Origin of the sequence: Psychromonas aquatilis, assembly GCF_038155185.1 — a bacterium.
Classification (GTDB): Bacteria; Pseudomonadota; Gammaproteobacteria; order Enterobacterales; family Psychromonadaceae; genus Psychromonas; species Psychromonas aquatilis.
In genome coordinates, this window is sequence record NZ_JBAKAZ010000003.1 from 71,406 (window position 1) to 97,080 (window position 25,675).

The window sequence follows — 25,675 nt, forward strand, 5'->3', positions numbered from 1 at the left end:
CCTTGTAGATGCGCCAATAAAACAAAGCACTTCGCTCTTTACCTTGTTGCATTTTACTTAGATGACATTTGTTTTGGTTTTTTATTTTAATGCAAGCAGGGAGACTAAAGTCACCGCCCCGAAGCGAACGTCAATACTACTCAGGTTAGATAGATACTCACCCATTTATTAACGCTAGTGCTGCTCACTTTCAGGAACCTTGTTTTGACTTCCGGGCGGTGGGCGAATTCAGCGTCAGCTTAGTATCATGAGCGGAGAAGCTCTGCGACTCCTTTTTTTAGCCTCCCTTGTAGATACGCCAATAGCACTTCGCTCTTTACCTTGTTGCATTTTACTTAGATGACGTTTGTTTTGGTTTTTACTTTGATGCAAGCAAGGAGACTAAAGTCACCGCCCCGAAGCGAACGTCAATACTACTTCGCTTAGATAGATACTCTAGTGTTCTAATGATCTCAGACACCATTTAAGGTGGTATTATTATCACTTACATGAGGTGTCACATGACTAATAAACGTCGAGCTTTTACAAAAGAATTTAAAGTAGGGTTCTTTGAATTCAAATCAGTAAAAATCATTATCGAGTTTGAAAAATATCTAACTGTTTGGTTATAGCTGCTAGTTAAATAAAGTGGTTGGTGTTAAGGAAAAAAAGTGAGTAGAAATGATATCTACTCACTCATTATAAGCTTATTCTACGTCTTCTAATACTGGCGCTTTTAAGAAATATAATTCAGCAAGTTCATTATGAACACTTGCTAACTTAATCTGTATATCATCGATATATTTATGTAATACACCGTTTTTAAGCGATCTAACATCTTCACTTTTTAACTCGCTGATAGTTTCATCGATTAATTGAGTTAACGATTCAGATTTTGGTAGAGGCTCAATCAACGCTTTCATTTGATGTAAACAAAACATAATAGAGCGTGGGAATACATCACTATGCATCATGAACTCTATAACATCTGATCGCTGTACACGAACCCCCATTTCTTGACGATACATTTGATAAGCACTTAAAGAACGTAACAAACTAATCCATTGTATATTTTCATAAGGTTTAGTTTCACCTTCATCTGTGATTAAAGAAGCTGATCGTATATCTAAGATACGAGACGTCATATCTGCACGTTCAACCATTAAGCCGAAACGCAGAAAGTTATAGCCTTTATCATGGTTAATGGTGGCATCTAAACTACCAAATATTTTATGTGAAGACTCGATGATTTTAGTAAGATAAGCAAAGCGCCCTCTCTTACTTAAACCTTCATTTTGGTTGTCTTTTACATAGTAATAAAGTGTATTGATTTGCTCCCAAATATCTCGCGGTATAACATCACGAATAGTTCGAGCACTTTCACGAGCAGAAACAATAGAGTTCAATATTGATGAAAAATTATCTTTCCCCACCAATAAATACCTTAATGCTTTAGACTCAGAAAAATCACTGTGGTTTTCTTGAAAATTGGTACGCGCGCCAATAATATCGATTAATGGCTCCCAACCTGTAGAGATACCTTTCGGTAAATCCATCATCAACATATTATTAACATTAATTAAGCGGGCAACATTTTCCGCACGTTCGATGTAACGAGACATCCAATATAAAGTTTCACCTACTCTTGCTAGCATATTATTTAGCCTCCTCGTCAACAATCCAAGTATCTTTACTACCACCACCCTGTGAGGAGTTAACGACAAGTGAGCCTTTGGTCATCGCCACACGAGTCAAACCACCTGTTGTCACTTGCGTATCGTGACCTGATGACAAAATAAAAGGCCTTAAATCTGCATGACGTCCATCGGGAACGTTATCCGCGAAAGTAGGCACTGTCGATAAATCTAATGTCGGTTGAGCCACCCAGTTTCTTGGGTCAGCTTTAATTTGAGCAATTGTTTCCTGTTGTTGTTTCTTGGTTGACTTAGGCCCAACTAAAAGACCATAACCACCTGACTCATTGGCAGGTTTAACAACTAATTTGTCGATGTTTTTAATTACATGATCGCATTCTTTTGGATCCATGCATTTAAAGGTAGGTACATTTGCTATTTTGGCTTCTTCACCTAGATAATACTTAATAATTTCAGGGACATAAGCATAAACAACTTTATCATCTGCAACCCCTGCACCTGGTGCATTGACCAGTGCAACATTACCTTTAGACCAAGCACGCATTAAACCAGGTACACCTAATTGAGAGTCAGGTAAAAAAGCTTCTGGGTCTAAGAATAGATCATCAATTCGGCGGTAAATGACATCCACGCGTTGTAGACCGCCAATCGTTCTCATATAAACACAGTCATCATTTTCAACAACTAAATCACGGCCTTCAACAAGCTCACAGCCCATTTCCTGTGCTAGGTAACAGTGTTCAAAATAAGCTGAGTTGAAAACACCTGGGGTTAAAACGACCACTTCAGGTTTATCTTGTTTACGAGGAGACATTGCCGATAACATATCAAATAACTGAGAAGGATAATCATCAACAGGAAGAATAGAGACTTGTTCGAATAATTCAGGAAATACACGCTTCATTACAGAGCGATTTTCAAGCATATAAGACACACCAGAAGGTACTCGTAAGTTATCTTCTAGTACAAACATAGTGCCGTTACCATCTCGCACTAAGTCTGAACCACAAATATGCGCCCATATTTTATTGGGAGGATTAATGCCAACGCATTGTTTGCGAAAGTTAACTGATTTTTCTAATAGCCCTTTAGGAAAAACACCATCTTTTATTATTTTTTGGTCGTGATAAAGGTCATCAATAAATAAGTTTAATGCTTCAACGCGCTGCTTTAAACCTACCTCAACTCCCTGCCACTCATTTTTACTGATAGTACGAGGAATGATATCAAAAGGCCATGCTCTATCTATCATATTCCCTTCATTATAAACGGTAAAACTGATTCCCATTTCTTTTATGGCTAAATCTGCTACCGCACGTGCTGTTTTTAACTCTTCCCCTGATAATTTAGAGAAGAATTGTGCTAATTGTTGCCCATGTGACCGGACATTCCCTTTGGCATCTATTAGTTCATCAAAAAAACCATTTGTTTGATACGCCTTCCAATCAATTTCCATGCACTCTCGCCTTATCATCATTAACTCCTTTTAATGGAGCTAGATACTCAATTGTAAATAATTACTCCAACCTAATCATATCCACCGCAACGTCCAATAATTGAGAACCTCCTCCGAATACTACCCCTTTTAATGGCGTCACATCAGAAAAATCCCTTCCCACTGCTAACGTTACATGCTGCTCTTTAGGTAACACATCGTTTGTAGGATCAAAATCAACCCACCCAAAATTAGGAAGATAAACAGAGAACCAAGCATGAGTTGCATCGGCTCCCTCTAGCTTCTCTTCGCCTTCTGGCGGTAAAGTTTCAATATATCCGCTCACATACCTTGCAGCTAAACCGATACTCCTTAAACAAGCTAGTGCAAAATGTGCAAAATCTTGGCAAACGCCCCTTTTTTGTGCAAAAACAACACTTAAAGGTGTACTTATTGTCGTGAAACCAGGATCATATTGAAAGTCATGAAAAATTCGTGCCATTAAGTCAGTGCAACCTGCAATTAAATTAGCTTCAGGCGGAAAAGACTTTAAGGCGTATTCTTTAATACCCTTTTCAAGAGGGGTAAATATCGACGGTAGAACAAACTCAGCTGTTTTTAAAAGCTCTTTAGTACTCGGTTTGGTTAATAAATCACGTACTTTTAACCAAGGCATATCAAGATTATTTAAATCACTGTTCGCTCCACCTAACAACTCAACTTCACTAATCATAGTGACAGTCAGTTTTTTATGTTGTGTTGCAATCTCAAAAGCTGTCACATTATTGTTAAAATAATCAGTAAATTGTCTTAAATAACTTACCGGTGGTTCTATTTCTATCTTACTGTTGTGGCAAATTTGACCACGGCTTGTTTTAGGCGTTAACCTTGCCTGATTCTGGCATAGGCTAACGTAGTCCGCATATTGATATGTTGTTTTATGTTTTATTTTATATTTCACGATTGAGCTTGCTCAATATTAGTCCAATTCAATTTAGTCGCCGTTTTGGTATGTGTAAAGTATTGTAATAACAACACATCACAAAAGGTTTCTAAATTTGCACGAATATTATGGTTAAATTCAATGAGCTGTTTACGGCGTCCATCAACACTTTCTTGTAAGTAGTCTTTTTCCGTCACATAACAACTCGTTTTAGATAATAGAATAGCTTTTTCATGGGCTGCTATTACACCTGGTCGCCGTTTAGTAGGAAGGTGCCGGCAAAGCTGATTAATTTTTTCTAACTGAAATAATAAAGAACGCGGATACTCTGCATCCAATAACAACAGCTCAATCCCAGTACTAATGCTTTGATACATTCTATAGCGACGTTTATGAGTGACTAGGCTAACTTGGCAACTTAATGCCGCTTCTAATAATCCTAACTCTTCTGACTCATCTAATTTTTCAACTAACAAAGTAGAGCTAATAGAAAGAATTTGATAGCTGCGTTCTATTCTACGCCCCATATCCAACAGGAACCAACCATTACTATTAGGCATACAATCCGCTAGAGAGCCATTAAAAGCCATGATAGCACTGATAATATCATCTAGACGTGTTTGCATAGTACGAGTAGAAATATTGAGCGTCATCGTTTTTAAAACTTCTACCTGCTCGTTAATATTGTCCATGATGCGGCGACTATCCGGAGATAATAACTCTTGTATTTGTAATGCCGCATTAAATAAATATTTTAAAGTATTAATAATGCTACCAGCACACTGTTCGTCAGCTAATAACTGAAAAGCCATTAGCTTGGCATCATCAATATTAAACGTTTCTAGTTCATCCTGTAATTCAACATATGGGTAAATAATACGCTTAGATTTTATGGCACTTAATAAACGCGAAACAATATTTTGACGTCGAGGATCAGGGTAAACCGCTAGCTCTGTCGATTTATCAATAAAAATACGTAAGATACGAATGGTACTTTCACAACGATCTAAATACCTTCCCAGCCAGAATAGATGCTCAGCAGTGCGGCTAGAAATAACCCCTTCCAAAAGCGTGACGTCCATTCTTTTCCTAACCGGAATACTCGAGGTTAAATAATCAGCATCAAAATGCTCAGCATTACTAATCCAAGTATCTTTTATCCAACCAGATGCTGTTGGATCATTACTCTCTTCATTAGAAAAACAAAGGGCAGAGGGCAATACCTCGATACCTTTTTCTGTGGTTAATACATAACAACGGAAAACCACTGGTTTAGCAATAAGTTGATTACCATCCCAAAAAGGAGCGGTGCTAAATAAAGGTTTATCTTGGAAATAATATTGTTCAGGATCCTTAGCGATCAGCTGTCTAATTTTTTCAGCGTCAATACTACCATCTAATTTAAATGTTTTATCTTGATAACTTGCTAGTTCCAATAACCGCCAATCTAATGTTGTTGCCTGCCCAACATCATAATAAGCGGGTTCATCGATAATAAGTTTTTCATTCAGTACAATTTCTGATAATTCAGATAAGTGACACTGCAATGCTGGTGAGGTTAAAACACCACTACCGAATGGGTTTAATACCTTAACAGAGCCTTCTCTCACAGCTTGTAATAAGCCAGGAATACCATGTAATGAGTATTCGGTTTGCTCTAAAGAATCGATACAGCGATCAGGCAACCAACGTAAAATAACGTTTATTTTACCCAGCCCTTGTAATGATTTTAAACAGACCTCCCCATTACGCACAGTTAAATCAGCACTTTGTACTAAGGTATATCCGAAATAAGTTGATAAAAAAGCATGCTCATTATAGTTCGGGTCATCGATACCTTGGGTAAGAATCACAATTCTCGGGTCGTCTACATATTGCGTATATTCATTAATGGTCTTTTGGAATATTTTCAAAAAGCCTTTAATTTGCTGAACATTACATTCCGCAAACTCTTCCGCCATGACACGTCGCGCAATGATTCGGCTTTTCATTAATAAACCGAGCCCTAAAGGGCATTGGCAGTGATCAGATAACACTTTAAACTGACCATTTGGAGCGCGATAAAGATCCAATGCTGTAAAAAATAGTTTAAGTTCATCTTTTGGTAAGCTAAAACCATCTCTTAAATAATTTTTATCTTGATATAATCTTTTAGCAGAAATATGGCCATCTATTAATAACTTTTGTTCACCATATATATCTTCTTGTATTTTATTTAACAAGGTTGTTCGTTGTTTAATGCCTTTTACTAGTAAAGTCCAATCCGCTTCAGAAAACATAAGCGGTAATGGATCAAAATGGCACTTTTGATTAGCTTCATTTTTTATATTGCCATTTTGTAATAATTGGCTTATTTCAGTCGCTCGAGCACTAATATCATCAGCCGTTAAATTTGATAAACGATTAAATAGAGAGTCCCAATGCTCTGGGTTCTCGCCGCAATGATTAAATAATTCATCATTACCATGTAATTTATTTAAGTATGAAGTTAACCATTCAGGCAAATTCGATATGTTATTCTCGTTAATATACAAGCTGAAATTGCTCCATTGATTAGAGGTCGTAAAAAAGACATAAAAGGATAAGGATCATCCTACTTTAAAAGCTTAAAATAGGATGATACCAGTATTGAGTGTTATTTAAAGTTAGGTTGTCGACGTAAATCTAAAGTATTTGGGTAATCTTCATTAATACTTTCATCTTCCGGTACAACAAACTCACTAACATTATTAGCAGATGTAAAAGTGCGAGTAACAGCCGACGGGCTCCAACTAGGCTCATCAGATGCCAATAATGCTGGTGTATGCCCATGCTCCCAGAAACGTGCGACTCTTCGCCCTTCAGCTTCAAAAGCATTAACAGGTAATGTTTCAGGATTACGACCACCAGCATGACTTACATGATAAACAAATCCACCTAGCGAACGACCTTCCCACGTATCGATAAGATCGAATGTTAATGGTGCATGTACCCCGATTGTAGGGTGCAATGCTGTTGGCGGTTGCCATGCTCGGTAACGTATACCCGCTACTTTTTCATCCGTTGCTTTACCTTTAACAGATTTTAACGGAACACGACGACCATTACAGGTAACAATATAGCGGTCGCTGATTGCCCCAATCACTTTAATTTGTACACGCTCTAACGATGAATCAACGTAACGAGCAGTACCTGAAGCACTTGCCTCTTCACCCAATACGTGCCAAGGCTCAATCGCAGTTCTTAATTCAAGCGTCACATTATCAAGTTCACGGGTGCCACATACTGGGAACCTAAATTCAAAGAATGGATCTAACCAACTTAGTTGGAATGCAAAACCAGCTTGTTGTAAATCTCGGGTAATTTCAGCTAAATCATTTTCAACATATTGTGGTAATAAAAACTTATCATGTAACTCTGTACCCCAACGGACCAATGGCTTGTGGTAAGGCTTCTTCCAGAACCAAGCAAGTAAAGTACGCAATAATAACATTTGCACTAAACTCATTCGCTCATGTGGGGGCATTTCAAATCCCCTAAACTCCACAATACCTAAACGCCCGGTTGATGAATCTGGTGAATATAATTTATCAATACAGAATTCTGCACGATGTGTATTACCAGTTAAATCAACTAATAAGTTACGTAACAATCTATCCACTAACCAAGGCTCTGGTACTTCACCTTCAGGCATATGAGAGAAAGCAATCTCTAACTCATATAAAACCTCATCTCGTGCTTCATCAACACGTGGGGCTTGACTTGTTGGTCCAATAAATAGACCAGAGAATAGATATGATAACCCAGGGTGATGTTGCCAATATGTTATGAAGCTTCGTAGGATATCCGGACGACGCAAGAATGGGCTTTGCTCTGGCGTTTCACCACCTAAGGTAACGTGGTTACCACCACCGGTTCCAGTATGGCGGCCATCGGCCATAAATTTATCCGTTCCTAAACGACACTGCTTGGCTAAACCATATAACGTTGTAGTACGTTCAACTAGCTGTATCCATGATGTTGAAGGGTGAATATTCACTTCAATGACACCTGGATCCGGTGTTACTGCATATTTTTCAACACGACTATCTTTTGGTGGACTATAACCTTCAATGACAACCGGCATTGATAGCTCTTCTGCAACGCCTTCAATTGCGTTTAATAGAGCAAGGTAATGTTCAAAATGACTGGTTGGTGGCATAAATATATATAAGCGACCATCACGCACTTCAAGTGCCATCGCAGTTCTGATCACTTCAGAACCAATAATACCTTTCTTGATCTTTTTGCTTTTTCCAAATTTTTCAGGAATATCAAAGGGATCACGATCAATAATATTCTCGCTCCACTGTAGGCTATCTAGCGGTAAACGATAACCTAATGGTGATTCACCTGGTAATAAGAAGCAATGTTCACGTTTAAACTCCCATACACAAGACTGCCAGCAATTTTTGCTATCATTCCATTGCAATGGTAGAACATACCCAACAGGCTTCTCTATCCCCTGCTCCATTTTTTTCAAGAAACCTTTACGACTCATTGCATGCAGTAGTTCAGGTTGTTTAGGCCCAGCTTCCGTTGGCAATGAACCTTCCTGCCATAAATGGTACAAAATATCTTCATAAGCAGTGGTTAAAGCTTTTTTATTAAGGCCTACTGCAACACTGAGTTTTTCTGCGAATTTTTTAGTATCAGTATGGTCAAAACCATAATCTTTATTCGGATCGGCAAGTAAATTTGAGTCTTTCCACAGCGCAACACCATCTTTACGCCAGTACGCAGCATATTGCCAGCGCGGTAAAGGTTCACCTGGATACCATTTACCTTGACCATAATGAGTGAAACCACCCTTAGTAAAGACCTTGTTCATCTCAACAAATAAATTTTGAGCTAATACACGCTTCTCTTTACCGTCTGCTTCTGTATTCCATTGTGGATGTTCCATATCATCAATGGATATGAAAGTCGGCTCTCCACCCATGGTTAAATGGATACCTTCTTCTTCATAAGCACTATCAACTTGTTGGCCTAAACGGTTAATCGCAGACCATTGTGCTTCAGAATAAGGCTTAGTAACACGAGGGTCTTCGTGTACGCGTGTTACTTTATTGTAAAAACTAAACTCTGATTTACAATCATCAATTCCGCCTGTAACAGGCGCCGCTGAACTTGGCTCAGGAGTACAAGCCAATGGAATGTGCCCTTCACCTGCAAATAAACCAGAGGTAGGATCAAGACCAATCCAACCCGCACCAGGAATATAAACTTCAGTCCATGCATGTAAGTCAGTAAAGTCTTCTTCAGGACCACTTGGGCCATCTAATGGTTTTTGATCCGATGTTAATTGTACTAAGTACCCAGAAACGAATCGTGCAGCGAGACCTAGATGACGGAATATCTGAACCAGTAACCAAGCAGAATCACGGCATGATCCAGTACCTTTGCTCATTGTCTCATTCGGTGTTTGTACACCTGGCTCTAAGCGAATCCCATAACCGACCAATTCATAAATGGCCTGATTTACTTTTACTAAGAAATCAACACTTCGTTCTTTATCTTCAGATTTGAAAGAATCGATAAGCTCTTGCAGTTTAGGGCTGGCTTTACGTTTTTTTAGATAAGGAGCGAGTTCCGCTTTGAGAACAGAATCATACTTAAATGGGAATTCTTCTGCATACTCTTCTAAAAAGAAATCAAATGGGTTAATGACAGTTAATTCAGCAACAAGATCGACAGTAAAACTGAACTCAGTGGTTGGTTTATTAAATACAACTCGCGCTTGATAGTTACCAAAAGGATCCTGTTGCCAATTAATGTAATGGTCTTCTGGAATGATTTTTATAGAATAGCTTTTTATTTTGGTACGACTGTGTGGTGCAGGACGTAAACGGAATATATGTGGTCCCATATTAACAGGACGGTCGTATTTATATTGGGTATGGTGTGCAATACCAACTGTAATTGTCATTAATAAATCCCCTATGATAATGTTGGCTTAGGTTAGCCTACATAAAAAATATTCCTTGGTTTTACGCTTATTTCTGCAAAATTCATTCCACATTACTTTAATAAGAAAAGATGAGTTTTTAACTTAATTTCAGAATAAATAAGTTAATACAGCAGACAATATTCAAGATCACGCGATAAAACATTCCATTGCTCATTTTCATGGTGCAAAGGTGCACCAAAATAGCACTAAAAACAGCCTCATTCCTATTCACCATAACTGCTATCCTCTATGGATTAATAGCAACTCATTGTAAAACAAACGTAATCACTTTTTTCATAAAATACTTAGTAAGAAAGCCACGTATCGAGGTAACAATAGTGTTATAGTAGGATAATTTTTAACCGCCTTTGTATTAAAACTAACAAGCCTATCAATATAAAACAAGCGGTTTATCTTTATCCAATTAAATAGGACACATGTTTATGCAAAAGCTTACCGACGTCGGCGCTAATTTAGTCGCTGAAATCGCATCGCGATACGGCCTCAGTCAGGATGCAGTATTACATATGCTGATTGCGGTTAATAACGGTGGCTGTTCCATGGCTCAATTCAATTGTCCAGAATTAGGTGGTTCGGGACAATGGATGCGAGGTGGCATGACCATGGTAGGTGATATGTTTAACAATGGTTTAAAAAATACTGTTGATAACCTATGTAATGAACTTGCTAATATTATCAACACTCAACAAATTTTTCCTGTCATTCCAGCAGGCACTCCAGGTAGCAGTCAATGGTGGCCAGGTGATCTTGGGCTTCCATTTAGCAGTGGTGCACAAAACAATATTCGCTATGCGGTTTTCCCCAATCGTCTAGCTGTTGAATTAAATGGGCAAGTTACTATTTATGACACCTTAGATCATAATATCGGTGGTGTTAGCCAACAACAAGGTGGCAATACATCATTAAGTTTTAATAGCCAATGGGGAACAATCAGCGTCGATAGTTTACCTATTATTTCAGGCCAAGGTGAAATTCAGCCAGCTCCACAACAAAACTTTGCAGAGCCTCAATATCTACAAGCTGTAGGGCCTATGGTCCCTAATCAGTCTGATTATAATATGCAAACCAATCAACCTGACGTTGCTGAAGTAAACACTAATCAAGCGACAACGACCCAATTCTCCGTCACTGAAACATTAGGTATCATTGAGAAACTCGCTCAACTCCGTGATATCGGCGCATTAAGTGAAGATGAATTTAATACTAAAAAATCTGAACTGTTAAAACGAATTTAATAAAAATTAAACCGTTAATTATAGACTTAATCACACCCAAACAGATAAAGCATGTACTGCTTTGGTGTGATAGTCTAAAACTTCACCTATAATATCCTTTCAAAATTAGCATCGGCATTAATGCTCTCTGTTTAACATCTGGTATCAATAATGAAAACATTTAAGTGTAACTGTAAAGAAAATCTCATCTTATTTTTTGAAAGTAGTCATTGTCTTGCATGTGGCAGAACTGTTGGCTTAGATGACGACTTTGATCAAGTAGAGCCTTACGAGTTAGATCAAAAAACCGGCTTATTTTTTAAAGCAGCAGAGCCTAAAGTACATTATAAAAAATGTGATAATAATGCACGTTACAATGTTTGTAACAGCATGGTTAACTTGAGTACTTTTGTACCAGACCCTAATAGTGAAGAGATCCTTTGTTTTTCTTGCCAATTTAATGAAACCGTACCTGACTTGACCATTGAAAAGCATATTCCACTATGGAAAAAAATGGAAACAGCAAAGCGACGCGCTTTATATACTCTCAAAGCATTGTCAGTGCCTCTAAAAACCACCAAACAAGATCCTGAAAACGGATTAAGTTTTGATTTTATTACCGATAGAGATGTTAATGACCATTTTACCACGCCATTAAAAGGACAAGCCCCTGTTTTTACAGGCCATAATTGCGGACATATTACAATTAACCTAGCCGAAGCCGATGATGTTGCCCGCTCTCAAACCAAAATGGCAATGGGCGAACGTTATCGTACTTTGCTTGGCCACTTCCGTCATGAATTAGGCCATTATTATTTTGATCAGCTGATTTTTAACTTCCCTAAAAAACATGCTTTATGTAAAGAATACTTCGGTGATGACCAATTAGATTATCAAGAAGCGTTAGACACACATTATAAAAATGGCGCGCCTGCAAACTGGCATCAGCACTTTATTAGTGAGTATGCGACTATGCACCCATATGAAGATTGGGCTGAAACTTGGGCGCATTACATGCATATTATTGACACACTAGAAACGGCTAAAAACTTTTCTTTTACTGGCTCTACAAGTGGCAGTGAAGCAGATAAAGAAGATCCTGAGAAATTAAATCTACCTCAAGATTCTTTTTACTTTTATGCGCAGACATCTATTACTGATATTTTAGATAAATGGATGGAGTTTTCAATTATTTTAAACTCGCTGAACCGAAGCATGGGATTGCCTGACGCTTATCCATTTGTGCTGACACAATCAGTACGCACTAAGCTGTCATTTATTCATCATGCAATACATAATCGTATTAATTTATTACCGCCTCTCACAAACAATAAAGCATCATAAAACGAAATTAGCACACCAGATTCAGCAAAGCAGTTTCTGGTGCGCTTATGTAGCACTAATCAAATACGCCATTGCTTATGTCAATGATAACGTCACCATTAAAATAATGGGTAAAGTAGCAATACTGAAAAAATTACTCAGTAATACCATCGCCGCCACTTTATCTGGTTCCATATTAAAACGCTCTGCAAGCATATAATTCATCACCGCAGGCGGCAGCATAGTAAATAACAACAACATTTGTACATGCATTGTCGGTAACGGTACTAGAAAATAAACAATAGTGAAGGTTATCGCGCCAGTAAATAATGATAATAAAGAACATGAAATACCAACTTTTAAACCATCAAGACGAAGGTTACACATTTGCGCGCCCAATGAGATCAACATAACCGGAATCGCTGCTTGTCCTAATAGATAACTGGCTTCATACAAAGGCTCCCATAACCCTATCCCACTCACATTGAGAATAAGTGCAGCCAATGCCGCTAATACCATAGGAGAGCTAATAACTTGCTTTATTGGATTGCTTTGACTCAGTATCGCCTGACCTATACAGATATGAGCGCAAGAAGAAACAACAAATAAAAGAACCGCAGGGGCGAGAGCAATATCACCAAAAGTATAGGTAAATAAAGGAATAGCTAAATTGCCACTATTGCGGAACATTTGTAAAGGCGCCCAAACTCGGTAGCGCAAATTAAATATTCGAGATAACGGGATCATCAATAGACCTGGCAAGAAAACCGCAATGAATGAAGCTATTAATAAAGGAGCCTGCTCCATCTCCAAGGGCATTGCCCCCAACGACGCAAAAACAAGTGCAGGTATAAAAATCTCCATATTTAAATGGTTGATCGGACCAAAATCAGGCTTTACCCAACGACCTACACAATAGCCCACGAAAGCAAGCGCAAAAACAGGAAAGAGTATACTAACAACCTGAGATAACATGTTTTTCCTTAAACAATAGCATCAACTTTCCTATTTAATATGACTCATAAACAGAAAAATAAGGGCAAATATATGGATAAAAGAGATTAAAATCTCACTGAAGAATAGCATAAATATTATTTTAGATTGCAGTAAAGAATCATAGCCATGTCAAAAGTTTGATAAGCAATATGGTGGGATGTGGATAACTGGTTGGGATAAGATTACAGCGCTATTCAAGCGCTGTAATAGACTATCTGTTCAAGCTAAAACGCCTTTCTATTTAGTAGATAAACCTTATTAGAAGTACATATGTGTTTTAAGCTTAAACTATTATAGATCGAATTCAGAAGGTGCAATGCCTACAGCATTACAAGCGTCTTTAATTGCTTTCTTCTCATCAGCATCAAAGTCACCATCTGCACTACCAATAATGATGCCTAATTGAATACAAGCTCTTGCCTGTTCTGATTTACCTTTTAGTGCACCTAATGCTTGGATTGCATCGATTTTACCAAAGTCATAATCCGCTTCTAGTTTATTACAGAAGAAATCGAATTTTTCTTTTAGCTCACTTGCATCAAACACTTTTAACGTATCATTAGACATAATGAAAGCGGCTGTTTTACGGCGCTCATCAGCATCGATTTCGCCATCTGCTGCTGCGACTAAAGCACAAATTGCCATCGATGCATCGGCAAATTTTTTATTTTTAAATTGACCAATATTCTTTTGCAAGCTGTCATTAGCATCGCTCATTTTTTCTTTTATATTATTCCAAAAGCTCATCTTCTTCTCCAAAATTTAATCTAATAAAATTTAACTTACGAAACTGCCCACACCTTATTGATATAGGGGTTTATCTTAACTTTATCAACCACAACTTGATTGAGTTTACCTCACATCTTTAATTAAAGCACAAGCACCAAAGGGCATATCATCTAATTCAGTTATCTTAATGCCCTTTTCATTCGCAATACGGATTAAATGTGCAATATTAGGATTCAGCTTATCTTTGACTAAAAGCAAATCAGGCACGCGACGTAACATAACACGTGTTGCTTCAGCAATGCCTGGCTTAACTCGGTTAATGTCGCTTACTTGAAAGTCTTGCATTAGCTTTTTAATGTACTGTTGTGTTTGTTGATAGCGTGTGTTGCGTTGCTCACTAGTAATTAAAACAGGCGCTTTATACTGTTGTTGCTCAAAACACGCTGAAACTTGATCCACAAACCAATTAGAATAATCATACTCTTGAAGATGTTGATAGCTGATACAACCGTGAAAGTCATCTTCATGAATTTGTTCATTAATCACAGAACGACTAATAAGGCCGCTAACTGTTGAATTCATTAAAGCACTAGGAATAATATAGTCATCTAAAGTAACGGAATGATCAGCTGTCCCGCCAATATCTGAAACAACATATAAGTCATCACTCATTGCGACATTATGTTGTTGATTATAATCCTGAATAGCAGCCTTTAACTCCTTGGTTATTACGCCTTTAGCGGTCCAACCATCAATGAAAACAATACTTTCTGGGGGAATATTCAGGTCATTCAATAAATAGTCTAACCCATTAATATCTATCCCCTTGTCACGCACGATGCTAATAGAATAGTGAACAGAATCAAACTCAGAAAATTGATTTAACGCTCTATTCACCAACACCCCAATAGGAGTGCCCGCTCGTACTAAGGAAACAACACAAACTGGCTGCTGAATTTTTTCTGCAATTAGGTGTGATAACTGTAGGATTTCAGTGGCTAACTGTTGTTTATACTTTTTCATTAATGATAAGAATAGCTGCTCATATTCATCACTGGGTTTACTCTCTTGGCTTACCATTTGTGAATAATGCAGCTTTCCTGATTGAATTAGCTTTTCTTTATGTTCTACCGTATAGAAATCAGGCTCGATCTCTTTTAACAAAAATAAACAATCGTCTTGTGAATAACTTCCAATTAAGGGTTGTTTCATTTCCCAGCCTCTCCTTTCAGGATTTGTGCTTGTTGAGGAATAATTAAAAAGTTTGCATCCTTCATAAATGGCAAATCACTATCACTATCACCAATCGCAAAAACCGTATCAGATTCATTAATATTCAGCTTTGCTTTTAAAAACGAAACCGCCACTTTTTTTTGTGCATAGGGAGCTAATAATGCGAAATTCCTACCATTTCCATGTAATAACATCCCCGTTTTTAACTCACTATTAAGTAGCTTGCTAAGTTGCTTAGACTTCTCAGGTAGATACCCTACTTTATTAATCTTGATACAAATATAAGCCGTGATGCCTTGATCAATAATCAACCTTACTCTGACGTTTTGATCTTCAATGAAGTCGTCATATAGCTTTTGATACAGGGAGGTTAATTCTTTTTCCCAATTTGCTAACGAGTATGTCGTTGTCAGAAATTCACGCCACTCTTTTAAAACAACACGTTGCTTATCTAGAATAACGGCACCATGCGAAACGATCGCATATTCATTGTTCATAACGTCTGGTAATCGGCAATTTAAAAATGAACTCGTTCTACGTCCTGTTACCGGAATGATAGTGGCATCGGCTTTCACCATCACAGATAGTAATTTTTGTTGTTGTATAGAAGAATAGGCATAGGGTTTACCATCTACATCCACCGTTGCTTCAATAGCATCTGATGAGACTTCACCTTTAACACTTTGAAACAAGGTGTCGTCTAGATCGGTAAACACAATTAAACGAGAAGCAATGCTCATTAGCCTCTCCATTCGTGGTATTGAATTTTTTCAGAGAATAATAATCCATCGTACTCATGTTCACTGATAACAAATACGGATTTATTTTCGGGGAAAAAATTATATAGATAATGTTCTGTTTGCTCGGCTTTCGCCGCTATTTTGACTTTATTAACAATTTCATCACACACTAAAATAGGTGAACGATTAATGGCTTGAAATGCCACTTCAACGCCCTTTTTTTCCAGCTCTTCAGCTAACAAAAAAGGAATATACTGATGTTCTCCATCAGCAATAACCAACGTTGATTGTTCGCTTTTAATGGCGTTTAAGCATTTATTATACGGCATCCGTAAAGCACACCTTCCAACACTCGCAATTGAAGCAGAATGATCTAAACCGGCGTTAACTTTAGTAGGCAAGCTAGGATTAAAACTCGGGTCTTTTTGCAGAGAGATATTCGCCTTCAATAATGATACATAACGAATAGGCACAGCTACATCTAATGTTTGTAACTGATTATTTTGATCCATCAAATCTACAATAGAGGTGATCACAACCTCTTCTAGATCCGGTAAAAATGCCAATATTTTAGATAAAAATACTTTGATGGTGCGGCCAGTGGTGATTTCATCATCAATAATAATCAACTTTTTAGATTTAATTATTTCATTATATAAATCATCACTTGGTTTATAAAACATATGATTAACGGCATGACTATGGGCCTCATCAACGGTAAACCAGAGTTCTTGCTCTAATTTATGACGAGTGGTATGTTGAAAATACACCGGTTCATTTTGCGCCCTTGCTAGGCTATCAGCAACACCAGCACCTAAGCCGGTAGCAGCCTCAGCAAAACTAACAACATAACAACCTGTGCCAGATCCAATTTTTTCAGCTAATTTATTGTAAGTAGCTCGCATCAGGCTTGGAGCAGTGGGAGTATAACGACCAATTAATTTGTTAATTAATATGAAATGTCGCTTAGGATTTTCACGACAAGCAAATCCGACGATACTATCTAACGTTTCTCTGTTTTCTTTTGTTTGTAACAAAAGCGTACCCGCTTTAATGTCATAAACATGCTTTAGATATTGCAATGACAATTCACCTACATTTTTAAATATAATCGTCATAGTTGCCCTTCCAACATCGATAAGAAGTATCTGAGCTGTTTTAACAGGGTAAACTATTTGTAAGCTATTAATATCAAATATTAATAGTCTGTTGAGCTAGTTTAAAATTAATTAATATTAGCAATTGAAAGGCTGACTGGGTAGTTAAGATGGGGTTGAACAACAACCCCATTAATATAACTTATTGAATAACAAAGTACATACTTGCAGCCCAAACAGCAAACAAGGTAAGTAAAAAGTAAGCAACTGTCTTAGTTACTTTTTTATAGTTAAATAATAAGCTCGCTGCAACGGCAAAGGTAACACCAACAATAGACCAACGAAGAATAGTTAAATTATCATCATTAACCAGTGGTAATGAGTCAACGCCATTAATTAAGAACCATGCTAATAACGGTAATGCAAAAGCCACTGTTGTGTCGAAAGTATTCGATGCTAACGGGTTAGCAACAGCATCTTCATATTCACCTTTTTGTGCATCTTTAACTGATAAAATTAAATCAGGTACTGACGAAGCTGCCGCACCAAAGACTAAACCAGCAAAGAACTCAGGAACACCTAACACTGACGCACTTCCTAGCACACCTTCTACTAAGATATGAGATGCACCAGAAATAATAGCCACTGCTAATGTAATAACAAGTAGCGCACTACTTAGCGTGAAAGCACGATTCGAGAATATGATTGCGTTGAAGTTAAAAGAACATAGATTTAGCAAGAACCCTTTATCTTCAATTTCTTCATACTCATATTCTTCATCATCTTCACCAACATGCCTTTTTGCATCAATGTATAAATGCACTGCATAAAGGAAGTAGATAACATTTAAAATAACCGCCATACCAATGGTAAAGTGATTAAAACCAAGACAAACAATTAACGCAATTTCAGCGGTTAAAACCCAAAAAACATCACGTAATAAAACACGTTTATCAAGCTCAATATGATCAACTGATTTACCATCTTCATCTTTTGCCATAATGATTGATAGAGCAGGAATAACACAACCATTAAAAATCGCAGATCCCGCTGTTACACCTAATGCAACCATTACAAGAGATGGATCATCAAACCAGAACAAACAAGCGATAACAACACACATTTCAGGCATACTTGACCCGATTGCATTAACCGTTGCACCTTTGACACCAGGTGGGAAGTTACGCCCTAAATATCCGGCAGCTTGCTCAAATGTATCACATGCATATTTTAATAAATAACATGATAAAAAAATGTATAAAAATGGAAGTAATGATTCCAAAATATCTCTCCAATAACGCAATGCTATCGCTATCATTAGCGGCTATTACATTAATAAGTTAATGACTAAGCTAACTACACAGTAGTATAAATTTTAATTAATAGATGCAGCCAGCCTTAGTAATATCGCTGTATAACTTTTAAATTATAAGTAAGCAGTTTCAACTGTTTTAACAGTTTGCTCTAGTTTCTTATCTTTTGTTGTTTCACCAATTGCTGAAAACTTCCAATTACCGTTATGCTTGTATAACTTGCCTAGTACCATAGATACTGAACCTGCAAATTTTTCATCATTAGCAATATCGTAAACGGCATGAATAGAGTTAACCTGTGTAGGTGTGCCTTCATACAAACGAATAGAAGCAAAAGGAATTGTTTTAAAGTCATCACCAGAAAAAGAGTTTAAAACAAAAACAACTTGATCGGCAGCAGCAGGTAATTGCGGTAATTTAACATTAATAACTTCGTTATCTAGTCCATCATCGCCATCGGTATCACCGGTACGATCATCACCTGAATGTTGGATACCAGTACTTTGTAATTTTCCAAAATAAACAACATCTAATAACTTTTTGTTGGCATCAAATACAGCACAACTCGCATCTAAATCGACAGCAACTGTTTTGGTTCCAAAGAAACCTTTTTTAGTAATTGCGCCCCAGTTCACACCAACGCAAAGGTTAGTTAAGCTTGAACCGTTAGATTTTTCTAGGCTAATCTTCTGACCTTTTTGTAATGAAATTGCCATTTTAAAACCCTTCTTTTAGTGATTAAAAAAGTTGAAGCAATAACTTACTTCAACTTTTTTGATTGATATTTTAATTATTAACTACATAACCAAGTATTAAACAGCAACGCCATATTGGCGAGCTAGAGGACCTAAGCCACCTTCAAAACCCTGACCAATTGCTTTAAATTTCCAGCTACCGTTATGTAGGTAAAGTTCACCAAAAATAAGTGCAGTTTCAATAGAGTAATCTTCAGATAGGTCGTAACGAACCACTTCTTCATTAGTCGCTTCATTTACGATACGGATAAATGCATTAGATACTTGACCAAAGTTTTGCTTTCTTGATTCAGCTTCGTGAATCGTTACAGAAACAATGATTTTAGTAATATCTGAAGGAACTTTTGAAAGATCAACTTTAACTTGCTCATCATCCCCTTCACCTTCACCAGTTAAGTTATCACCAGTGTGCTCAACAGAACCACACTCAGAAACTAAGTTGTTGAAAAAGATAAAGCCGTTATCAGCTTTCACTTTGCCTTCTGCATTTAATAAAAATACTGATGCATCTAAGTCGAAATCGGCACCATCGGTTGCTCTAGAGTCCCAACCAAGTCCAAGTAAACATTTCGTCATACCAGGTGCTACTTTTTCTAGTGAGACATTCCCACCTTTTTGTAATGAAACAGCCATTTACATTTCCTTAAAATATATCTATTAATATTACTGAATGATTCAGCGCGAAACGTTGAGGGCAAGCAATCAAAAACCTTACCCAATATTTAATACATGGAGGGTAAACTACAAAAATCAACCCACCTGCTTATTTTGTATTCTTTTAGTACGTCATAATAAGTCTATCATGACATATTAAGTCAGATAAAAAAACTGATAGTTCAAAATTAAATGATAAATACGATAGGTAGGTCATGATTAGGCTGCTAAATAAAAATTTATTACTAACCGTAGGATTTTAAAAAGACAATATTCTCTTACTATTTAAAATAAATTAAATAAAGATGACAAAACAAATAGTTAACAATACGCCCAGAGGTAGATGCTAGTAAAATTTAACGATTAATCACAAATTTTAAAAGCGATCAGTTCCTTCTTTTTAGCGGGGCTAAATTTGCGCCGCTGCTAAGAAATTAAATTGATAATAAAATGAAATATTATCGTCATCACTTTATGAAACTCACTTTTTATGCCGTTAAGAAAACTTAATTTCAACGATCAAAAAAGCTATTAATGATGAGAACAAACCTATTCAAATAACAGCCAGCCTCCGGAGCGATTAACTCACCGTTATCTCCCTTCACTTTATTAGGAATGAAAAGAAGGTAATAAAGCGCGTATGCCGTCAATGAACATTTGTACGGACATAATAAGTAGTAACATTCCCATTAGTCGCTCCAACGCTGTTAACCCCTTTTCTTTTAGCAACTTGTAAAGCTTAGGTGAACAAAGCAATACAATAGCCGTCATTAACCATGCTAGGAGAAGAGAGACTAATAAAGCGCCTGAATGATCAGTATTGGTTTTAGCTAAAACCAATAATGTGGCTAAAGCAGCGGGACCGGCGATCATCGGAATGGCAATAGGGACAACTAGTGGCTCATCACCTTTTTTAACAGCAAACATATCGCTACCATTGGGATCTGGAAAAATCATTTTCAAAGCAATGACAAAGAAAATAATGCCACCAGCAATTGTTATCGCTTGTGTTTCGAGATGAAATAGACTTAAAAACTGCTCTCCAAAAAATAAAAAAGTTACTAATATAAATAAACCAATTAACATCTCACGAATAATAATTTTTGAGTGCCTTTGTTTATCTATATTTTTTAAAATACTTAAAATTAAAGGCACATTACCGAAGGGATCTAAAATAAAAAAGATCAAAACGGCAGTTGAAAATATTGAGAATGTACTTTCCATTGAACCAACCTTATAGACTTACACTAATGACACCCTAATAGAGGGCTTTAATTAATGACCATACTAAACTGCACCTACAATCGTTACAAATAAACAACTTATTAAGATACATATTAATAACCTCTATCAATTGATAAAAAGCAAGCCTTTTACAAGGTAATGCATAGTGTATAGTAATAAAACAACTCATTTATTATGAAGGGAATCTGCATAATGAAAAATAGAAAAGAGATTGAGGAAGCATGTGAACTATACCACCAGCTGATTATAAACGAAGATACCAGCACCCCACTATCGACTAAACAAAGCATTAAATTGCTTCATGACGCAGGCGACTTTCCTTACTCGAAACGCCTTAATCGAAAGCAATATGAAGCCGATTTAAATAACCTACAAATTGAACTGGTTAAGCTACAAGATGATTTCCTGAAAAAAGGTAAACGCTTGGTAATTATTTGTGAAGGCAGAGATGCAGCAGGTAAAGGCGGTGCAATTAAACGATTCACTGAATATTTAAACCCTCGTTTTGCTAAAGTTGTGGCCCTAGCAAAACCCAATGACCGAGAACAAGGCCAGTGGTATTTTCAACGTTATATTAAGCATTTTCCCACAGAAGGCGAAATCGTCTTTTTTGATCGCTCCTGGTACAACCGTTCGGGCGTAGAGCGCGTTATGAACTTCAGCTCAGAAAACGATCTTGCTCATTTTTATCAACAAGCACCGTTACTTGAAAGTATGTTAGTAGAGTCTGATATTGTACTGGTTAAATTCTGGTTTACTGTTGATAAGCTTGAGCAGTTACGCCGCTTTCATGAGCGTATGAGTAGCCCATTAAAACAATGGAAGTTAAGTCCAATGGATATACAGGCACTGGATAAATGGGATGAATATGCAGCTGCACGTGATGATATGTTTAAATTTACTGATAAAAAATCAACACCTTGGGTAACCATAAACTCAAATGATAAACGCCGAGCACGAGTTCACGCTATTCGTTATCTACTCAGTCAATTTGATTACCCAGATAAAAATCAAAAGTTGATTGGTGAACTAGACAGAAATATTGTTATCAGCCAACACACCTAACAAGCTCTAAGATTAACAACCCCCAAAAATATCAACGGATACCTTGTATCCGTTGATGGCATTATAAGAAGGTTTGATCAACTTGGGTGAGCACCTCATCCATTTTTTCCATCTCTTCTGTTAATTGTGCCGCCGTAATAATTAATGGAGGAGCAACAATCAGCATATTTTCATGGAAATATGTCATGAATTTTTTTGCTTTTAACATCCCCAATATTTTCGGCATAACTCCCTCTGGATCTTTGCCATAAGGGACTAAGGCTTCCTTGCTTTCCTTACTCTTAACTAACTCAATCGCAGAAAATAATCCGATATACCTGACATCTCCAACACAAGCATGTTTTTCTTTTAATTTTTCAAGTGTTTCAGCCAACACCTTCCCCACCGCATTCACATTGTCTAATATCTTTGCTTCTTGGTAAAAGTTAATGGTTGCCAGCCCTGCTGCACAAGCTAATGGATGGCCGCTATAGGTTAAGCCACAAGATAAATAGTTATCATCAAAGTAGTCTGCAATCTCTTTACTCACTGCAACACCACCAATCGGTACATAACCGCAAGTCACTCCTTTTGCAAAAGTAATGATATCGGGTTTAACATCGAAGTTTTCAAAACCAAAAATTTTTCCTGTTCGCCCCCAACCTGTCATCACTTCATCACAAATCATTAAAATACCAAACTCATCGCAAATCGCTCTTACGCCAGGCAAATAACCTGCCGGTGGAATAATCACACCATTTGAACCAGTAATAGTTTCCAAAACGATGGCAGCAACGTTATTTGCCCCTTCGTAAATAATTTGCTCTTTAAGTTTTGTTAAATAATAGGCTGTTGCATCCGCTTCCGATGTAAACTCAATCGCTTCACGATAAATATACGGGTCAAAAAATTTAATAAAACCCGGTGCTCCTGGCTCCAGTGCATAACGGCGTGGTTCCCCAGTTAAATTTCCGGCTCCAAATGAAGAACCGTGATAACTTCTGTAGCGACTAAATACTTTAAACTTCCCAGAGAACATACGCGCAATTTTTACAGCATTTTCATTAGCGTCAGAGCCTCCATTTGTAAAAAACACTTTGCTTATATTATCAGGCATTACACTAATTACTTTTTCAGCTAGATTGGCTCTTGATTCCGCAGCATAAGCGGGCGATAAAAAACAATATTGATCAACTTGATCTTTAATCGCTTGATTAACAGCCTTATTTCCAAAGCCAATATTTAAATTAACTAACTGTGAAGACATATCTGAATATCGATTACCCTCAAAATCCCAAAAATACATTCCCTCTGCTTTTTCTACAGGAATCGGCGCAGTGTTCTTTTGCGCACTCCAAGATTGCAGGCTGTATTTTTTTTGTTTAGCTTGAATGTCACTTCCTTTCATTTTAACTTCCTCTTTAACTGTCGCTACTGCTATTAATGAATTCACTTTAATCAAATCCATAAGTTTGATAAATTAAAACCTATCAAACTAAACATATGAGTTTATGAAACAATGAAAGCATTTCTCGGGCAGTTGTCGGATATGGATATTCGTCTATTACGTGTTTTTATATCTGTAGTAGATAGTGGTGGATTAAGCGCTGCTGAAATGGAGCTTAATATTGGTCGTTCAACCATTAGTCGACACTTAAAAGACTTAGAAGTTAGGCTAGGAATGGTACTTTGTCATCGAGGAAGAGCAGGCTTTTCACTCACCAATGAAGGCACCCAGATTTACGCTTCTGCATTACGTTTATTTCTGTCTATGGAAGACTTTAAACATGAAGTAAATGATTTACACCAAAGCTTAACAGGCCGCCTTGTCATTGCCATGTTTGACACCACAACAACCAACTCTGAATGCCAAGTAAATAAAGCCATTGGTGAATACGCAAAAAAAGCCCCTAACGTAGCAATTGATATTCATGTTGTACCAATTAACGAAATTGAAAAAGGCGTTATTGAAGGTCGTTACCACATTGGCATTATCCCACCGCAGCGCCGTTCTGCTAGCTTAGAATATATGCCTATTTTTGGTGAGCAGATGTTTTTATATTGTGGCCAAGGTCATCAATTATTTAATTTTGAAGGGGCTATTAGCGATAAAGTCATTAAAGAACAACGCTATGCAGGTTTAACGTTTAGTAGTCCGAATATGGAACAAGGTAACGCATTGGGCCTAGTTAAATCTTCTGCAGCGAGTAATCAAGAAGGCATTGCCACCTTAATTCGCTCTGGTCAATATATTGGATTTTTACCAGAGCATTTCGCCAAAATCATGGAAACTAATGGCCAGCTGAAGAAGTTAGATAACCCTAAATTTAGTTACTTTTGTGAATTTACAGCAATCCATCGAAAATCACCTAAGCCAACCCGGGTAGTGAAACAGTTTATTGATGAACTCGCAAAAGTCAGAATAAGCGGATGATTAAATGCGCGATATTATCTAATATATCGCGTACTTAAAAGCTTATAATTCACCACTATGTATACGTTCTGCGCGAGATCTTAAGTATTCAATTGTTAATAATAACAATGCTGACACAATCACAAGTAATGTTGCCACAGCGAGAATAGTCGGGCTGATTTGTTCACGAAGTCCAGAAAACATCTGTCTTGGTATAGTACGTTGCTCTGGGCCCGCCATAAATAACACCACCACCACCTCATCAAATGAGGTAACAAAAGCGAATAAGGCACCTGATATAACACCTGGTCTAATTAATGGCATAACCACTTTAAAAAAAGTATAAGTCGGCTTTGCGCCTAACCCTTGGGAAGCATTCACTAAGGAATAATCAAAACCGGCTAGGGCAGCGTTCACTGTAATAATCACAAAAGGCGTGCCTAAAACAGCATGGGCAATAATAATCCCCAAATAACTACCGGCTAGATTAAGCTGCGTGTAGAAAAAGAACATCCCAGCAGCAGTGATAATCAGCGGCACTATCATAGGAGATAATAACAAGGCCATAATAGCGCGCTGAAAAGGCATATCCGAATGACTCATACCAACGGCTGCTAACGTCCCAAAAAATGTTGCGATAATGGTGGCACAAATGCCAATGAAAAAGCTATTTTGAATCGCTAATATCCACTTATCGTCTGATAATATTTCTGCATACCACTTCATGGAGTAAGCTTCAGGATCTAATGCCAACATACCATCTGTAAATGTAAAAAAGGGTTCAGCATTAAACGATAATGGAATAATGATAATAATTGGCAGCATTAAAAATGCTAAAACCATATAAGCTGAAGAAGAAAGGCTCAGCGCACCTAGTTTCTGTAATGGCGTATAATAACGCGGAAATCGTGACATAAT

Annotated in this window: 20 protein-coding genes; 4 read left to right on the plus strand and 16 right to left on the minus strand. The window is 37.3% G+C overall.

Features of this window, described 5'->3' with window-relative positions; translation table 11 throughout:
- Positions 1-686: 686 nt before the first annotated feature.
- From V6256_RS01305 to V6256_RS01325, 5 genes are all read right to left on the minus strand, one after another.
- Positions 687-1,634 carry an alpha-E domain-containing protein gene (locus V6256_RS01305; RefSeq protein WP_341596180.1) on the minus strand — a complete coding sequence of 316 codons (948 nt, stop codon included), beginning with the start codon at positions 1,632-1,634 and terminating at the stop codon, positions 687-689.
- Between the two features lies 1 nt (position 1,635).
- A complete protein-coding gene (locus V6256_RS01310) occupies positions 1,636-3,090 on the minus strand; it encodes a circularly permuted type 2 ATP-grasp protein (RefSeq protein ID WP_341596181.1) in 1,455 nt (484 codons plus the stop codon).
- Between the two features lie 61 nt (positions 3,091-3,151).
- Positions 3,152-4,030 (minus strand): transglutaminase family protein, encoded by an 879-nt coding sequence (locus tag V6256_RS01315; protein ID WP_341596182.1) that lies wholly within the window; start codon positions 4,028-4,030, stop codon positions 3,152-3,154.
- A complete protein-coding gene (locus V6256_RS01320; protein WP_341596183.1) occupies positions 4,027-6,546 on the minus strand; it encodes a circularly permuted type 2 ATP-grasp protein in 2,520 nt (839 codons plus the stop codon). The genes V6256_RS01315 and V6256_RS01320 overlap by 4 nt, the downstream gene beginning before the upstream one ends.
- A gap of 101 nt (positions 6,547-6,647) precedes the next feature.
- Positions 6,648-9,959, minus strand: coding sequence for a transglutaminase family protein (locus V6256_RS01325; protein ID WP_341596184.1), 3,312 nt, complete (start codon positions 9,957-9,959; stop codon positions 6,648-6,650).
- 464 nt (positions 9,960-10,423) lie between these two features.
- Between V6256_RS01325 and V6256_RS01330 the strand changes: the two genes are divergently transcribed.
- Together V6256_RS01330 and V6256_RS01335 are read left to right on the plus strand one after the other, a co-directional pair.
- Positions 10,424-11,236, plus strand: a complete 813-nt coding sequence (locus tag V6256_RS01330) for an SHOCT domain-containing protein (protein WP_341596185.1) — start codon at positions 10,424-10,426, stop codon at positions 11,234-11,236.
- 150 nt (positions 11,237-11,386) lie between these two features.
- Positions 11,387-12,559 (plus strand): zinc-binding metallopeptidase family protein, encoded by a 1,173-nt coding sequence (locus V6256_RS01335; RefSeq protein ID WP_341596186.1) that lies wholly within the window; start codon positions 11,387-11,389, stop codon positions 12,557-12,559.
- Positions 12,560-12,634: 75 nt separating this feature from the next.
- On the opposite strand, the gene V6256_RS01340 is transcribed toward V6256_RS01335, so the two are convergent.
- The 9 genes from V6256_RS01340 to V6256_RS01380 form a co-directional block, all read right to left on the minus strand.
- On the minus strand, positions 12,635-13,513 hold the full coding sequence (locus V6256_RS01340) for an AEC family transporter (protein WP_341596187.1): 879 nt from the start codon (positions 13,511-13,513) through the stop codon (positions 12,635-12,637).
- 312 nt (positions 13,514-13,825) lie between these two features.
- Positions 13,826-14,281 carry a tellurite resistance TerB family protein gene (locus V6256_RS01345; protein WP_341596188.1) on the minus strand — a complete coding sequence of 152 codons (456 nt, stop codon included), beginning with the start codon at positions 14,279-14,281 and terminating at the stop codon, positions 13,826-13,828.
- Positions 14,282-14,386: 105 nt separating this feature from the next.
- Entirely contained in the window at positions 14,387-15,475 is a 1,089-nt protein-coding gene (locus tag V6256_RS01350) for a cysteine protease StiP family protein (protein ID WP_341596189.1), read from the minus strand.
- Positions 15,472-16,236 (minus strand): HAD family hydrolase, encoded by a 765-nt coding sequence (locus tag V6256_RS01355; protein WP_341596190.1) that lies wholly within the window; start codon positions 16,234-16,236, stop codon positions 15,472-15,474. The genes V6256_RS01350 and V6256_RS01355 overlap by 4 nt, the downstream gene beginning before the upstream one ends.
- Positions 16,236-17,354 (minus strand): phosphoribosyltransferase domain-containing protein, encoded by a 1,119-nt coding sequence (locus V6256_RS01360; RefSeq protein WP_341596191.1) that lies wholly within the window; start codon positions 17,352-17,354, stop codon positions 16,236-16,238. Before V6256_RS01360 ends, V6256_RS01355 begins: the two co-directional genes overlap by 1 nt.
- A 181-nt stretch (positions 17,355-17,535) precedes the next feature.
- Complete coding sequence (locus tag V6256_RS01365; RefSeq protein ID WP_341596192.1) at positions 17,536-18,615, minus strand: sodium:calcium antiporter; 1,080 nt, start codon at positions 18,613-18,615, stop codon at positions 17,536-17,538.
- Positions 18,616-18,759: 144 nt separating this feature from the next.
- Positions 18,760-19,362, minus strand: a complete 603-nt coding sequence (locus V6256_RS01370; RefSeq protein WP_341596193.1) for a TerD family protein — start codon at positions 19,360-19,362, stop codon at positions 18,760-18,762.
- A 96-nt stretch (positions 19,363-19,458) separates the two neighbouring features.
- Positions 19,459-20,034 carry a TerD family protein gene (locus V6256_RS01375; RefSeq protein WP_341596194.1) on the minus strand — a complete coding sequence of 192 codons (576 nt, stop codon included), beginning with the start codon at positions 20,032-20,034 and terminating at the stop codon, positions 19,459-19,461.
- Between the two features lie 630 nt (positions 20,035-20,664).
- Positions 20,665-21,279, minus strand: a complete 615-nt coding sequence (locus V6256_RS01380; RefSeq protein WP_341596195.1) for a MarC family protein — start codon at positions 21,277-21,279, stop codon at positions 20,665-20,667.
- A 213-nt stretch (positions 21,280-21,492) separates the two neighbouring features.
- Here V6256_RS01380 and ppk2 point away from each other — a divergent pair, with 213 nt between their 5' ends.
- Positions 21,493-22,365, plus strand: coding sequence for a polyphosphate kinase 2 (gene ppk2, locus V6256_RS01385; protein ID WP_341596196.1), 873 nt, complete (start codon positions 21,493-21,495; stop codon positions 22,363-22,365).
- A gap of 61 nt (positions 22,366-22,426) precedes the next feature.
- Here the strand turns inward: ppk2 and V6256_RS01390 are convergent, their stop codons facing one another.
- The gene (locus tag V6256_RS01390; protein ID WP_341596197.1) at positions 22,427-23,797 is read right to left on the minus strand and encodes an aminotransferase class III-fold pyridoxal phosphate-dependent enzyme; all 1,371 of its coding nucleotides are present in this window, start codon (positions 23,795-23,797) and stop codon (positions 22,427-22,429) included.
- A gap of 66 nt (positions 23,798-23,863) precedes the next feature.
- Here V6256_RS01390 and V6256_RS01395 point away from each other — a divergent pair, with 66 nt between their 5' ends.
- Entirely contained in the window at positions 23,864-24,778 is a 915-nt protein-coding gene (locus V6256_RS01395; RefSeq protein WP_341596198.1) for a LysR family transcriptional regulator, read from the plus strand.
- Positions 24,779-24,820: 42 nt separating this feature from the next.
- On the opposite strand, the gene V6256_RS01400 is transcribed toward V6256_RS01395, so the two are convergent.
- Complete coding sequence (locus V6256_RS01400) at positions 24,821-25,672, minus strand: ABC transporter permease (RefSeq protein ID WP_341596199.1); 852 nt, start codon at positions 25,670-25,672, stop codon at positions 24,821-24,823.
- Positions 25,673-25,675 lie beyond the last annotated feature (3 nt).